Here is a 14,658-nt window from a genome sequence, read left to right as displayed (position 1 = left end):
GATGAAAGGGAGAGGCATTCTCCCTCTCCACACTTCCATAAGCGACAAATAAAGCGGTTTATGCTTACATTTATTTTACGTTGAATCCTACCAACGGTAATGAGCAAATGCTTTGTTAGCTTCTGCCATTTTATGAGTGTCTTCACGTTTCTTAACAGATGCACCAGCGTTGTTAGCTGCATCTAAGATTTCGTTAGCAAGACGCTCTTCCATAGTTTTTTCACCACGAAGACGAGCGTAGTTTACTAACCAACGAAGACCTAAAGTTGTACGGCGTTCTGGACGAACCTCAACTGGAACTTGGTAGTTAGCACCACCAACACGACGAGCGCGTACTTCAAGAACAGGCATGATGTTCTTAAGAGCTTGCTCGAATACTTCCATTGGCTCTTTACCAGTACGTTCGTTTACGATATCGAACGCATTATAAAGAATTGTTTGAGATTTACCTTTTTTACCGTCAACCATCATTTTGTTGATAAGGCGTGTTACTAGCTTCGAATTGTACATTGGATCTGGTAACACGTCACGTTTCGCAACAGGTCCTTTACGAGGCATATTGAGTTCCTCCTTTCATTTTAAAGTTATTATTTTTTAGCAGGTTTTGGTCTCTTAGTACCATATTTAGAACGTCCTTGCATACGTTTGTCAACACCAGCTGTGTCAAGCGCACCACGAACGATGTGGTAACGTACCCCCGGTAAATCCTTTACACGACCACCGCGAATTAATACTACGCTATGCTCTTGTAGGTTATGACCGATACCTGGGATGTAAGCTGTAACCTCGATACCGTTTGTTAAACGTACACGAGCGTATTTACGTAACGCTGAGTTAGGTTTCTTTGGAGTCATTGTACCAACACGAGTACATACACCACGTTTTTGAGGTGCAGAGATATCAGTTGATTTTTTCTTTAAAGAGTTAAAACCTTTGTTTAACGCAGGTGATTTAGATTTCCATACTTTATCAGTACGACCATTTCTCACTAATTGGTTAATAGTAGGCATTTGATTATCCTCCCTTCGCATGTTTGTATGACCACATATCCAGGTGGTTCATTATTAGTTGAAAACAAAGTTTTTGCAAGGAAGAGCAAATGCTCTCTCCTCACAAAAACAGTTTTAACTTATTATTCCTATTGCTGAAGCTCCCACTTGAATCCCCGAAGCTTTACCAAGCTTACGAACTGATTCAACTTTTGTTATGGGCACGTTATATTGCATTGCAATACGAATGATAGCATGGGTTAACCGCATGTCAGCATCCTCTGCGATGACAACTTCTTTAACTGTACCATTTTTGATTGCTTCCAATGTGCGTTTATGACCAACGACTACATTTTCAGCAGTTGATACTTTTTGATAAGACATATAAATATCCTCCAAAGCATCGTTCAGGAGCAACCTTGATTATAGTAACATTTTGACTCATACAATGTCAACTAAGATTAATTGTTTTTATACAAAATTTATGACGGAAAATTTTACTGTTCCACATAAACCTCATCGTTTTCTACGTTCATGTCATCTTGTGTTGTTTTTACAAGATCCACTTTGCGATAACGATTCATACCTGTTCCAGCAGGAACAAGTTTACCGATAATAACATTTTCTTTTAATCCTAGAAGTTCATCGCGTTTACCCTTAATTGCTGCATCAGTTAAGACACGAGTTGTTTCTTGGAACGATGCTGCAGATAAGAATGAATCTGTTTCAAGTGAAGCTTTTGTAATACCAAGTAGAACAGGTCTAGCTGTTGCTGGTTGCTTACCTTGCAGTAAGACCTTAGCATTCGCATCAGTAAACTGATGGATATCTAGTAATGTTCCTGGTAATACATCTGTTTCACCTGCATCACTTACACGAACTTTACGTAACATTTGACGTACCATTACCTCTACGTGTTTGTCACCAATTTCTACCCCTTGCATACGGTATACTTTTTGAACTTCACGTAATAAGTATTCTTGAACCGCCGTAATGTCCGTTACTTTTAGTAATTCTTTCGGATCAATAGAACCTTCTGTTAACTCTTTACCGTGGCTAATTGGCTGTCCTGGAGTTACTTTCAGACGAGCACCGTAAGGAATAGCATACGTACGAGCTTCAACTTCACCCTGTACAACTACTTCTTGGCGATCTTTAACGTCGTTGATCGCTGCGATAACACCGTCGATTTCACTGATAACTGCCTGACCTTTCGGATTACGAGCTTCGAAGATCTCTTGGATACGAGGTAAACCTTGAGTAATATCATCTCCGGCAACCCCACCTGTATGGAATGTACGCATCGTTAACTGTGTACCTGGCTCACCGATAGATTGAGCTGCGATAATACCTACCGCTTCTCCTACTTCTACGTCTGTTCCAGTTGCTAAGTTACGACCGTAACACTTCTTACATACACCGTGGCGAGTGTTACACGTAAACGCTGAACGAATGTTTACAGTTTCAACACCCGAATTTTCAACGATATGAGCGATATCTTCAGTAATTAATTGATTTTCAGCAACTAATACTTCACCTGTTTCAGGATGTTTTACAGTTTTTCTTGCAAAACGTCCAACAAGACGATCATATAATGACTCGATAACTTCATTACCCTCTTTAATCGCACCAATTAATAAACCGCGATCTGTTCCACAATCATCTTCACGAACGATTACATCTTGTGCAACGTCAACAAGACGACGTGTTAAGTAACCAGAATCGGCAGTTTTAAGTGCTGTATCGGCAAGACCTTTACGCGCACCATGCGTAGAGATGAAGTACTCAAGTACTGTTAAACCTTCACGGAAACTCGATTTGATTGGAAGTTCGATGATACGACCAGATGGATTGGCCATAAGACCACGCATACCAGCAAGCTGAGTAAAGTTAGATGCGTTACCACGGGCACCTGAGTCACTCATCATGAAGATTGGGTTGCGTTTATTCAAGGATTTCATCAGTTTTCCTTGGATAACATCTTTTGCATTACTCCAAATAGAGATAACGCGATCGTAACGTTCTTCTTCCGTGATTAAACCGCGACGGAATTGTTTAATTACATTATCTACTTTTGCTTGTGCTTCGTGGAGAATTTCATCTTTTTCGCCTAATACAAGAATGTCAGATACCCCAACTGTAATACCAGCTTTTGTAGAGTACTTGAATCCTAAGTTTTTCATACGGTCAAGCATGCGAGACGTTTCTGTAATTTGGAAACGTTTGAACACTTCCGCAATGATGTTACCAAGGATCTTCTTGCTAAATGGCGCCACTTCTTCGCGACTAGCAATAATTTCTTTAATGTTCGCACCTTTTTCAACGAAATATTTCGCTGGTGTTTCTTTTTCAAGGTTTGAATTTGTTGGTTCATTAATATAAGGGAACGACTCTGGTAAGATTTCGTTAAATATTAATTTACCAACTGTTGTTAATAGAAGCATACTCTTTTGCTCTTCAGTAAATGTTGCGTTGTTTACTGCACTTGCAGCTACTGCAACACGTGTATGAAGATGAACATATCCATTTTGATATGCAAGCAATGCTTCGTTTGCATCTTTGAAGACCATACCTTCACCGATTGCACCTTCACGCTCAAGTGTTAAGTAATAGTTACCTAATACCATATCCTGAGATGGAGTAACAACTGGTTTACCGTCTTTCGGGTTCAAGATGTTTTGTGCCGCTAACATAAGAAGACGAGCTTCAGCTTGAGCTTCTGATGATAAAGGTACGTGAACGGCCATTTGGTCACCGTCAAAGTCCGCGTTGTATGCAGTACATACAAGTGGGTGAAGACGGATTGCGCGACCTTCTACTAATGTAGGTTCAAACGCCTGGATACCAAGACGGTGAAGTGTTGGTGCGCGGTTTAGAAGTACTGGATGTTCTTTAATCACAGACTCTAAAACGTCCCAAACTTCAGGTTGTACACGCTCGATTTTACGTTTCGCACTCTTAATGTTATGTGCTAATCCTTTTTCAACTAACTCTTTCATTACGAAAGGTTTGAACAGTTCAAGCGCCATTTCTTTTGGCAATCCACATTGATACATCTTTAAGTTCGGTCCTACAACGATTACAGAACGACCAGAGTAGTCAACACGTTTACCTAATAAATTTTGACGGAAACGTCCTTGTTTACCTTTAAGCATGTGAGATAGTGATTTTAATGGACGGTTACCTGGCCCAGTAACTGGACGGCCACGACGACCATTATCGATTAATGCGTCTACAGCTTCTTGTAACATACGTTTTTCGTTTTGAACAATGATGCTTGGTGCACCTAAGTCCAATAGACGTTTTAAACGGTTGTTACGGTTAATTACACGACGGTATAAGTCGTTTAAGTCAGAAGTAGCAAAACGTCCACCGTCTAACTGTACCATTGGGCGTAGTTCTGGTGGGATTACTGGTAGAACATCTAAGATCATCCAAGACGGTTCATTTCCAGAGTTACGGAATGCTTCTAATACTTCTAGACGTTTAATAGCACGAGTACGGCGTTGTCCTTGTGCTGTTTTTAATTCTTCTTTTAAGAAGTCTACTTCTTTATCTAAATCGATGTCTTGTAGTAGCTTTTTAATTGCTTCTGCACCCATAGCAGCTTGGAATGTGCTACCATATCGATCACGATATGCACGGTATTCTTTTTCAGAAAGTAATTGCTTCTTATCAAGTGGTGTATCTCCACTTTCTGTTACAACATAAGAAGCGAAATAAATTACTTCTTCAAGCGCGCGAGGGGACATGTCTAAGACAAGTCCCATGCGGCTCGGGATACCTTTGAAATACCAAATATGAGATACAGGAGCAGCTAATTCGATATGACCCATACGTTCACGACGTACTTTTGCACGCGTTACTTCAACGCCACATCGATCACAAACTACACCTTTATAACGTACACGTTTGTATTTTCCGCAATGACATTCCCAGTCCTTTTGTGGTCCGAAAATACGCTCACAGAATAAGCCATCTTTTTCAGGCTTTAACGTACGATAGTTAATAGTTTCTGGTTTCTTAACTTCACCGTATGACCAAGAACGAATCTTGTCAGGTGAAGCAAGTCCAATCTTCATATATTCAAAGTTATTTACATCTATCAAGGGGCCTACCTCCCTTTTAGTCTACAGGTTATCCCAATTATTCCTTAGTTGTCTCAACTTCGACATTCAATTTATCTGCTGATTGATGATCATCGTCATCTTCTGTATCACGCATTTCAATTTCTGTATCGTCGCTAGACATCATTTTAACGTCCATACCTAAACTTTGCAGCTCTTTAATCAATACTTTGAATGATTCAGGAACGCCTGGTTCTGGAACATTTTCGCCTTTAACAATTGCTTCATAAGTCTTAACACGTCCAACAACATCATCAGACTTCACTGTTAAGATTTCTTGAAGAGTATAAGCAGCACCGTAAGCTTCAAGTGCCCAAACCTCCATCTCACCGAAACGCTGTCCACCGAACTGAGCTTTACCTCCAAGAGGTTGCTGCGTTACAAGTGAGTATGGTCCAGTAGAACGAGCATGAAGTTTATCGTCAACCATGTGCGCAAGTTTGATCATATACATGACACCAACAGATACGCGGTTATCGAATGGTTCACCAGTACGTCCGTCATACAGGATTGTTTTCGCGTCATTTGCCATACCAGCTTCTTCAATTGTGCCCCAAACATCTTCCTCACGAGCACCATCGAATACTGGTGTTGCAATGTGAATGCCAAGGTATCTTGCTGCCATACCAAGATGAAGCTCTAATACCTGACCGATATTCATACGAGATGGTACCCCTAATGGGTTTAACATGATATCGATTGGCGTACCGTCTGGTAGGTAAGGCATATCTTCTTCTGGTAAAATACGAGAAATAACACCTTTGTTACCGTGACGTCCGGCCATCTTGTCACCTTCAGAAATTTTACGTTTTTGAACGATATATGCACGTACAAGTTGATTCACGCCCGGTGGCAATTCATCGCCATCTTCACGGTTGAATACTTTTACGTCTAAGATAATACCGCCACCACCGTGTGGTACACGTAGTGATGTATCACGTACTTCACGCGCTTTTTCTCCAAAGATAGCATGTAATAGACGTTCTTCAGCTGTTAATTCTGTTACACCTTTAGGTGTTACTTTACCAACAAGTAAATCTCCATCTTTTACTTCAGCACCAACGCGAATGATACCGCGCTCGTCAAGGTTACGTAATGCGTCTTCCCCAACGTTTGGAATGTCACGTGTAATTTCTTCTGGTCCAAGCTTCGTATCACGAGCTTCTGATTCATATTCTTCAATATGAATAGAAGTGTACACATCATCTTTTACAAGGCGCTCACTCATGATGATCGCATCCTCGTAGTTATAACCGTCCCAAGTCATGAAGCCAACAAGCACGTTACGTCCAAGTGCTAGTTCACCTAATTCCATAGAAGGACCATCCGCAAGGATTTCACCTTTTACAACTTCATTTCCAACACTTACGATTGGACGTTGGTTGTAACAAGTTCCTTGGTTAGAACGAATGAATTTTTGCATTTTGTAGCGATCTAAGTCGCCTTTTACTGTTTGACCGTCAACTTCTACATAGCGACGTACCCAAACTTCACGTGCTTCTACGCGCTCAACAACCCCAGGATGTTTACAGATTACTGCAGCACCTGAGTCTTTTGCTGATACGTACTCCATACCTGTACCTACAATCGGAGATTCCGGATTCATTAACGGAACCGCCTGACGTTGCATGTTCGCTCCCATAAGTGCGCGGTTAGAGTCATCGTTTTCTAAGAACGGAATACAAGCTGTCGCTGCCGACACTACTTGTTTTGGAGATACATCCATGTAGTCGATGCGTTCTCTATTTGTGACAATGTTTTCACCACGGAAACGAGCTACGATATCTTCACTTAGGAATTCACCTTCGTCAGATAATTTCATATTCGCTTGGGCTACAACATAGTTATCTTCTTCATCTGCTGTTAAGTAATCAACATGCCCTGTTACAAGACCAGTTTCTGGGTCAACACGACGGTATGGTGTTTCAATGAAACCAAACTCATTTACTTTCGCGAACGAAGATAATGAGTTAATCAAACCGATGTTTGGTCCCTCTGGTGTTTCAATCGGACACATACGACCGTAGTGAGAGTAATGAACGTCACGCACTTCAAAGCCTGCGCGCTCACGCGTTAAACCACCAGGTCCTAATGCAGATAGTCTTCGTTTGTGAGTTAACTCTGCTAATGGGTTTGTTTGGTCCATAAACTGAGATAACTGAGAACTTCCGAAGAACTCTTTAATAGATGCAATAACAGGACGAATATTAATTAGTGCCTGTGGTGTAATTGCATTTGTATCTTGGATCGACATTCTCTCACGAACAACACGTTCCATACGAGAAAGACCGATACGGAATTGATTTTGTAACAGTTCTCCAACAGAACGCAGACGACGGTTTCCTAAATGGTCAATATCATCTGTATCCCCTACTTTGTATAGTAGGTTGAAGAAGTAACTGATAGAAGCAAGGATATCACCTGGTGTAATGTGTTTCACATCACGAGTAATGTTTGCATTACCAATTACATTAATTACGCGTTCGCCTTCCGACTCAGGAGCATAAATCTTAATAGATTGCAGCTCAACATCGCCTTCTACCACTCCACCCATTGGTTTCGCTGTTTTGAATCCAATGTTTTTCTCTAAGTAAGGTAAAATGCGATCAAGTGTACGACGATCTAAGATTGTTCCTTCTGCCGCTAAAATTTCACCAGTTTCTGGATCCACTAATGTTTCAGCTAAACGTTGATTAAACAATCTGTTTTTAATGTGTAACTTCTTGTTGATCTTATAGCGACCTACATTTGCTAAATCGTAGCGCTTTGGATCAAAGAAACGAGACACAAGTAAGCTCTTAGCATTTTCTACCGTTGGTGGTTCACCAGGACGTAGACGCTCATAAATTTCAAGCAATGCTTTTTCTGTGCTATCTGTGTTGTCTTTTTCTAATGTGTTGCTTAAGTATTCGTTATCACCTAAAAGCTCGGTGATTTCTTGATCAGAGCCAAACCCTAATGCGCGTAACAAAACAGTTACAGGAAGTTTACGCGTACGGTCAATACGCACATATACAACATCCTTAGCATCTGTCTCATACTCTAACCAAGCTCCGCGGTTTGGAATTACAGTAGCAGTAAAACCACGTTTTCCGTTTTTATCCACTTTGCCACTATAGTATACGCTTGGAGAGCGAACTAACTGGGAAACGATAACACGTTCTGCACCGTTAATTACGAATGTTCCAGTCTCTGTCATGAGTGGGAAATCTCCCATGAACACATCTTGTTCTTTTACTTCACCAGTTTCCTTGTTGATTAGACGCACTTTTACACGAAGTGGTGCTGCATACGTCACATCACGCTCTTTGCATTCGTCTACAGAGTATTTAGGTTCACCTAAGCTGTAGTCGATAAATTCAAGCGATAGATTTCCCGTAAAGTCTTCAATCGGAGAAATGTCTTGGAACATTTCTCGCAAACCCTCATCAAGAAACCACTGATAAGAAGAGGTTTGAATTTCGATAAGATTTGGTAACTCTAATACTTCACTAATACGGGCATAACTTCTTCGTTGGCGGTGGCGTCCGTATTGAACTAGTTGACCTGTCAACTGCTTCACCCCTCAAATCATGAGTATTATAAATGCACAAAAAAATTTGTGCAAAATCACAAATAAATACAACTACTGCTATTAGCGTAGTCTCTTTCTCTTAAAGATAAATACGTTGAGTCTTTCTACCTGCTCAAAAAAGAAAAATGGCTTCTATAAGAAAACCATCATTCTGTTTCATAATCTGCTGATTTTACTATCTTTTCCAAGAGAAACAAAAATATACATCTTTCTCAACGCAGAAAATCATATATTGGCATTGTATAATGTTAACATAGCCAAAAATAACCGTCAACGTTTTTTTGATTTTATGATATAATATCCTTTTTTCTTTTCTACAACCTCAACCTCAGAAAATACTTCTTCTAGTTTTTTTAGCGCAGACGGTGCACCTTGTTTCTTTTGAATAACAATCCAAAGTTCTCCACCTGGAACTAAATACTCCACAGCTTTTTCTAAAATCTCATGTACGATATCTTTACCCGCACGAATTGGAGGGTTAGATAGAATAGCAGCATACTTACCATCTACATTTTCATAGACGCTACTTTGAAAAATACGTATATTCTCGATTTTGTTATTAGCGGCGTTTTCTTTCGCAAGCCCAAGTGCCCTCTCATTCACATCCACCATGTGAACTTCACGACCTTGAAACTCTTTCGCTAACGACAAACCAATAGGACCGTATCCGCAACCTACGTCTAATATATTACCTTTAATATCTGGCATTTGAAACGCTTCAATTAAAAGACGGGAACCAAAGTCCACTTCGTTTTTCGAGAACACCCCATGGTCAGATAAGAAAGTAAATCGAGATCCACGAAGGTCAAACTCCCATCGCTTACGATCACTTTTACTAGAAGGGTCGTTAGAAAAATAATGGTCTGCCATATGGCCACCTCTTTTCTTTACAGTTAAAAAAAAAGCTCGCATGAGAGCGAGCTTTTTTTAAAGCATCAAAAGTTAATTACTTAACTTCTACAGCAGCGCCAACTTCTTCAAGTTTAGCTTTGATTTCTTCAGCTTCTTCTTTAGCAGCAGCTTCTTTGATTACTTTTGGAGTGTTGTCAACTAATTCTTTAGCTTCTTTTAAGCCAAGACCAGTGATTTCACGAACAACTTTGATAACTTTGATTTTTTGTGCACCAGCGCTAGTTAGTTCCACATCAAATTCAGTTTTCTCAGCAGCAGCTTCTCCAGCGCCACCAGCAACAGCTACAGGAGCAGCAGCAGTTACGCCGAATTCTTCCTCGATAGCTTTTACTAAGTCGTTAAGTTCTAATACAGTCATAGATTTAACTGCTTCAATGATTTGTTCTTTAGTCATTGTAAATATCCTCCCTTAAATAGGTTTGTATTGTTTTATCGATAATACGTAATTATCTTTTAAAAAATTAAGCGCCTTGCTCTTCCTTTTGGTCTGCAACTGCTTTAGTAGCAAGTGCAAGGTTACGGATTGGAGCTTGAAGAACACTAAGAAGCATAGAAAGTAAGCCTTCACGTGATGGAAGAGTAGCGATTGCTTTAACCTCATCAAGTGTTACAAGTTTACCTTCGATTACGCCCGCTTTAATTTCTAAAGCTTCATGATCTTTAGCGAAGTCGTTTAATACTTTCGCAGGAGCAACTACATCCTCGTTACTGAACGCGATTGCGTTTGGTCCTGTTAAGAATTCATTTAACTCAGCCATTTCAGCAGATTCTGCAGCACGACGAGTTAGAGAGTTTTTGTAAACTTTGAACTCAACGCCAGCTTCACGTAATTGCTTACGTAATTCTGTTGCTTCAGAAACTGTTAAACCACGGTAGTCAACAACGATTGTAGATTTACTAGCGCGAAGTTTGTCCGCGATTTCAGTTACAACTTGTTGTTTAGTTTCGATTACTTTGCTCATGTTATTACACCTCCTGTAGATTATATAGAAGATGTACCGAAAGTGCACTAAAAACCTCCATGCCCAACTTGTAGACATGGAGGCATATAGTCACAGAAAAAAGATTCCGCTTCGTATATTAACACCTAGGTAGGAAATTAAGTCTATTGACACCTACTGTCTACGGTACACTAATTAAATTCACAACATAAATGATTATATTAAAACTTCTTTATGAAGTCAACTTCCAAAATTTACGCTAATGTAGAAACGTCTACACGTACGCCAGGTCCCATTGTAGAAGCAACTGTTACGTTCTTCATGTAAGTACCTTTTGCAGCAGCTGGCTTAACTTTTTGTAAAGTGTCAGCAATTGTTTTGAAGTTTTCTACTAATTTAGCATCTTCGAAAGATACTTTACCGATTGGAACGTGGATGTTACCAGCTTTATCAACGCGGTATTCAACTTTACCAGCTTTGATTTCGTTAACAGCTTTAGTTACATCGAAAGTAACTGTTCCAGTTTTAGGGTTTGGCATTAAACCTTTAGGTCCTAATACGCGACCAAGTTTACCAACTTCACCCATCATGTCAGGAGTTGCTACTACTACATCGAAATCGAACCAACCTTGTTGGATTTTACCGATGTAATCAGTATCGCCTACGAAGTCAGCTCCAGCAGCTTCAGCTTCTTTAGCTTTTTCACCTTTAGCAAATACTAATACACGTTGTACTTTACCAGTACCGTGTGGAAGAACAACTGCGCCACGGATTTGTTGGTCAGCTTTCTTAGGGTCAACACCTAAACGGAATGCAGCTTCTACAGTTGCATCAAATTTAGCTGTGTTTGTTTTCTTTACTAATTCTACTGCTTCTGTTGCAGAGTAAGCAGCTGCACGATCAACAAGCTTTGCAGCTTCTACGTACTTTTTACCTCTTTTAGCCATTTTTATTTCCTCCTCGAATGTGGTTTTAGCGGAATAACCTCCCACGTTTACGCCTGTTTTCAGGTATAACCTGAGGATGAGCGCCATCCATTTATTTAAAAACGATAATCATTTACGATAATAAAGGTTGCGAATTGGAATTCCAGACCCGCAACCTTTTTTAAAACAAATCGAATTAGTCTTCGATAACGATGCCCATACTGCGTGCAGTACCTTCAACCATACGCATTGCAGCTTCTACGCTAGCAGCGTTTAGGTCAGGCATTTTAGTTTCAGCGATTTCGCGTACTTTATCACGCTTAACAGTTGCCACTTTATTACGGTTTGGTTCACCAGAACCAGACTCAATACCAGCTACTTTCTTAAGAAGAACAGCAGCAGGAGGAGTTTTAGTAATGAAAGTGAATGAACGGTCCTCAAATACCGTAATTTCAACAGGGATGATAAGACCAGCTTGATCTGCTGTACGAGCGTTAAACTCTTTACAGAAGCCCATGATGTTAACACCTGCTTGTCCTAATGCTGGACCAACTGGTGGAGCTGGGTTAGCTTTACCTGCAGGAATTTGAAGCTTTACCATTTTAATTACCTTTTTAGCCACGAGACACACCTCCTTAAGTCCGTGATGTGGTCAATTGGACAGTGATTTGCCCTCCCACGTCATATTTTATCTGTAAGGATAAAATCTTTCAAAAAACGTCTCCGATAACGAAGACGTACTGACTTAAAAGATATTATCACTTTTTACAATTCATTTCAAGTTTCATTTTATAATTTTTCAATTTGATGGAAGTCAAGTTCAACTGGAGTCTCGCGACCAAACATGTCCACAAGCACGCTAACCTTTTTCTTCTCCACATCAATTTCTTCAATAGCACCTGTATAATCTGCGAATGGCCCCTCATTTACACGTACTGTCTCATGAAGTTCAAAGTCGAAATCAACCACTTCGTTGTCCATTCCCATATGTTTCATAATGGTAACAACTTCCTCTTCTAATAGAGGTGATGGTTTAGATCCAGAACCAGAAGAACCAACGAACCCAGTTACACCCGGCGTGTTACGTACAACATACCAAGAGTCATCAGTCATGATTAATTCTACTAATACATAACCTGGGAACACTTTTCTTTTCATTAATTTTTCTTTTCCGTTTTTCATTTCTACTTCTACTTCTTCCGGGACAACAACACGGAAAATTTTATCTTGCATACCCATTGATTCTACACGTTTCTCTAGGTTTGCTTTTACTTTATTTTCATATCCAGAATAAGTATGGACAACATACCAACTTTTTTCCATTCATTTAGGACGAGCGTCCTTCCCTCCCTGACGTACATTTTTTTGCGCAAATGAAAAAACCCGTTCACCGGGCTTTTACACAGTTCTTATAAATAACATTATATCATGGATAAGTGCTTCTTATTCAAGAATTAACCAAGAATTAACCGAATTAAAGAAGAAATGCCCATATCAACTACTGCGAAGAAAATCGCAAAGAACACAACTGTAGCAACAACAGTCGCTGTTGAGCGGAGTAATTCATCTTTTTTAGGCCAACTTACTTTTTTCATTTCGCGACCTACATCGCCGAAAAAGTTCGTTAAACGCATCTGCGGGACCTCCAGTGTATTATTTCAATTATTTATTTTGTTTCCTTGTGAACTGTATGCTGATTGCATGTTTTACAAAACTTTTTTATTTCAAGTCGCTCTATTGAGCTCGTATCTTTCATAGTAGAGTAGTTTCGATTTTTACACTCTTCACATGAGAGTACAACTTTTTTCCTCATTAGTTACACCAACCTTGTAACATTATGTCCCTAAAAATGTATCATACAATAAAAGACAATGTCAATGACATGCATTTTGTACTCTCTACAAAAGAAAACAGGTGATTTATTTTACACCTGTAGCACTTGTTACTTCTTATGAATTTAAAGTTGTACTTTCTCTCATTTCCATATATCGTTCCAATTTTCTCTTTACTCTTTGTAAAGCGTTATCAATAGATTTCACATGCCTGTTTAACTGTTCTGAAATCTCTTGATAAGAACGACCATCTAAATATAAAGAAAGCACTTTCCTTTCTAAATCGCTTAATAATTCAGATATTTTTGATTCTATGTCTGTATATTCTTCCTGGCTAATGATCATCTCTTCAGGATCAGTCACCTTCGCTTCAGAAATAACATCCAATAACGTTCGATCAGATTCCTCATCGTAAATCGGCTTATCTAAAGACACATACGAATTTAAAGGAATATGTTTTTGTCTTGTTGCCGTTTTAATAGCGGTAATAATTTGTCGAGTGATACATAGTTCAGCAAATGCTTTGAATGAAGACAGCTTGTCCTCTTTATAATCACGAATTGCTTTAAACAACCCTATCATACCTTCTTGAACAATGTCTTCTCGATCGGCACCCACTAAAAAGTAAGATCTTGATTTCGCACGAACAAAGTTCTTATACTTGTGAATTAAATATTCTAGAGCGTCAGTATTACCTTTTCGAACTAACTCAACGATTGCCTCATCCTCTAAATCACGAAATGTAACGTCGCCTATACTTACGAAGCCTGCTTCCACCTTGATCCCTCCGACCGCTATTTATTTAGCAATATTATACAGTAAAAAGATAAAGAGCGTCAATGCTTCAACGCTCTCCTCTTCTTAATTTTTCTAATTTTTCTGTAATATCTTTACTAAATATCTTTCGCATGGCGGGCTGCTGTTCTTTCGTGTCTTTTGTGCGCCTTCTTACTTGTTGTTCCATCGCTTGTACTTCCAACTCTAATTCACGCGCAGATTTTCGAAGGGCACCTTGCCCAAATATAACCCATTGTTCTGTATAATCAGAAGTCGCAACATATATTTGTGTATTTATATTTCTAAGCTCTATCGCAAGTTGCTCTATCTTTTCGTCTGCAGTTTGATTCTTTCGTGTGAATATTACTTCTACACGAGATTGTTTCATCTTTTTTTCAATACCATGGACTGTATAGGCATCAAAGACTATCATCACTTTTATACCTGTATAACCTTGATAATCCGCCATCTTATCAATAAGCGCATCTCTTGATGATTGTAAATCTACATCCCGCAGTTTCTTCAAATCTCCCCAAGCTCCGATAATGTTGTAACCGTCAACGATTAAAATATCGTTCAT

The 14,658-nt window shown here is 39.5% G+C and carries 15 protein-coding genes and 1 other annotated feature; all 15 genes read right to left on the bottom strand.

What is annotated here, in order from left to right; all coding sequences use genetic code 11:
* Positions 1-87: 87 nt before the first annotated feature.
* The 15 genes from rpsG to V7S45_RS00580 all read right to left on the bottom strand — a co-directional run bounded on the left by rpsG (position 88) and on the right by V7S45_RS00580 (position 14,658).
* Positions 88-558, bottom strand: a complete 471-nt coding sequence (gene rpsG, locus V7S45_RS00650) for a 30S ribosomal protein S7 (RefSeq protein ID WP_001137491.1) — start codon at positions 556-558, stop codon at positions 88-90.
* 29 nt (positions 559-587) lie between these two features.
* Complete coding sequence (gene rpsL / locus V7S45_RS00645) at positions 588-1,010, bottom strand: 30S ribosomal protein S12 (RefSeq protein WP_001142341.1); 423 nt, start codon at positions 1,008-1,010, stop codon at positions 588-590.
* Positions 1,011-1,124: 114 nt separating this feature from the next.
* Entirely contained in the window at positions 1,125-1,373 is a 249-nt protein-coding gene (locus tag V7S45_RS00640; RefSeq protein ID WP_000121836.1) for a 50S ribosomal protein L7ae-like protein, read from the bottom strand.
* Between the two features lie 113 nt (positions 1,374-1,486).
* Positions 1,487-5,098 (bottom strand): DNA-directed RNA polymerase subunit beta', encoded by a 3,612-nt coding sequence (rpoC, locus tag V7S45_RS00635; protein ID WP_000567939.1) that lies wholly within the window; start codon positions 5,096-5,098, stop codon positions 1,487-1,489.
* A gap of 37 nt (positions 5,099-5,135) precedes the next feature.
* A complete protein-coding gene (gene rpoB / locus V7S45_RS00630; RefSeq protein ID WP_000147553.1) occupies positions 5,136-8,669 on the bottom strand; it encodes a DNA-directed RNA polymerase subunit beta in 3,534 nt (1,177 codons plus the stop codon).
* Positions 8,670-8,960: 291 nt separating this feature from the next.
* On the bottom strand, positions 8,961-9,560 hold the full coding sequence (locus tag V7S45_RS00625; protein WP_000763268.1) for a class I SAM-dependent methyltransferase: 600 nt from the start codon (positions 9,558-9,560) through the stop codon (positions 8,961-8,963).
* A 76-nt stretch (positions 9,561-9,636) separates the two neighbouring features.
* The gene (rplL, locus tag V7S45_RS00620; RefSeq protein WP_000159736.1) at positions 9,637-9,996 is read right to left on the bottom strand and encodes a 50S ribosomal protein L7/L12; all 360 of its coding nucleotides are present in this window, start codon (positions 9,994-9,996) and stop codon (positions 9,637-9,639) included.
* A gap of 67 nt (positions 9,997-10,063) precedes the next feature.
* Positions 10,064-10,564: a 50S ribosomal protein L10 gene (rplJ, locus tag V7S45_RS00615; RefSeq protein WP_000048716.1), complete on the bottom strand. Its 501-nt coding sequence runs from the start codon at positions 10,562-10,564 to the stop codon at positions 10,064-10,066.
* Positions 10,565-10,603: 39 nt separating this feature from the next.
* Positions 10,604-10,748 (bottom strand) — a sequence feature (ribosomal protein L10 leader region).
* Positions 10,749-10,797: 49 nt separating this feature from the next.
* Positions 10,798-11,490 (bottom strand): 50S ribosomal protein L1, encoded by a 693-nt coding sequence (gene rplA, locus V7S45_RS00610; RefSeq protein ID WP_001987630.1) that lies wholly within the window; start codon positions 11,488-11,490, stop codon positions 10,798-10,800.
* A 175-nt stretch (positions 11,491-11,665) separates the two neighbouring features.
* Positions 11,666-12,091: a 50S ribosomal protein L11 gene (gene rplK, locus V7S45_RS00605; RefSeq protein ID WP_001085872.1), complete on the bottom strand. Its 426-nt coding sequence runs from the start codon at positions 12,089-12,091 to the stop codon at positions 11,666-11,668.
* 167 nt (positions 12,092-12,258) lie between these two features.
* Positions 12,259-12,792 carry a transcription termination/antitermination protein NusG gene (nusG, locus tag V7S45_RS00600; RefSeq protein WP_000415794.1) on the bottom strand — a complete coding sequence of 178 codons (534 nt, stop codon included), beginning with the start codon at positions 12,790-12,792 and terminating at the stop codon, positions 12,259-12,261.
* A 131-nt stretch (positions 12,793-12,923) separates the two neighbouring features.
* Positions 12,924-13,103 carry a preprotein translocase subunit SecE gene (gene secE / locus V7S45_RS00595; protein WP_001241323.1) on the bottom strand — a complete coding sequence of 60 codons (180 nt, stop codon included), beginning with the start codon at positions 13,101-13,103 and terminating at the stop codon, positions 12,924-12,926.
* 32 nt (positions 13,104-13,135) lie between these two features.
* Positions 13,136-13,282 (bottom strand): 50S ribosomal protein L33, encoded by a 147-nt coding sequence (rpmG, locus tag V7S45_RS00590; RefSeq protein WP_014481927.1) that lies wholly within the window; start codon positions 13,280-13,282, stop codon positions 13,136-13,138.
* Between the two features lie 136 nt (positions 13,283-13,418).
* Positions 13,419-14,078 (bottom strand): RNA polymerase sporulation sigma factor SigH, encoded by a 660-nt coding sequence (locus V7S45_RS00585; protein ID WP_000387193.1) that lies wholly within the window; start codon positions 14,076-14,078, stop codon positions 13,419-13,421.
* Positions 14,079-14,145: 67 nt separating this feature from the next.
* On the bottom strand, positions 14,146-14,658 hold the full coding sequence (locus tag V7S45_RS00580; RefSeq protein ID WP_000997876.1) for an NYN domain-containing protein: 513 nt from the start codon (positions 14,656-14,658) through the stop codon (positions 14,146-14,148).

Source organism: Bacillus sp. BR3(2024), from assembly GCF_039134555.1.
GTDB lineage: Bacteria > Bacillota > Bacilli > Bacillales > Bacillaceae_G > Bacillus_A > Bacillus_A cereus.
The sequence above is the reverse complement of the archived record's forward strand: the minus strand, read 5'-3'. Positions and strand labels throughout refer to the sequence as shown.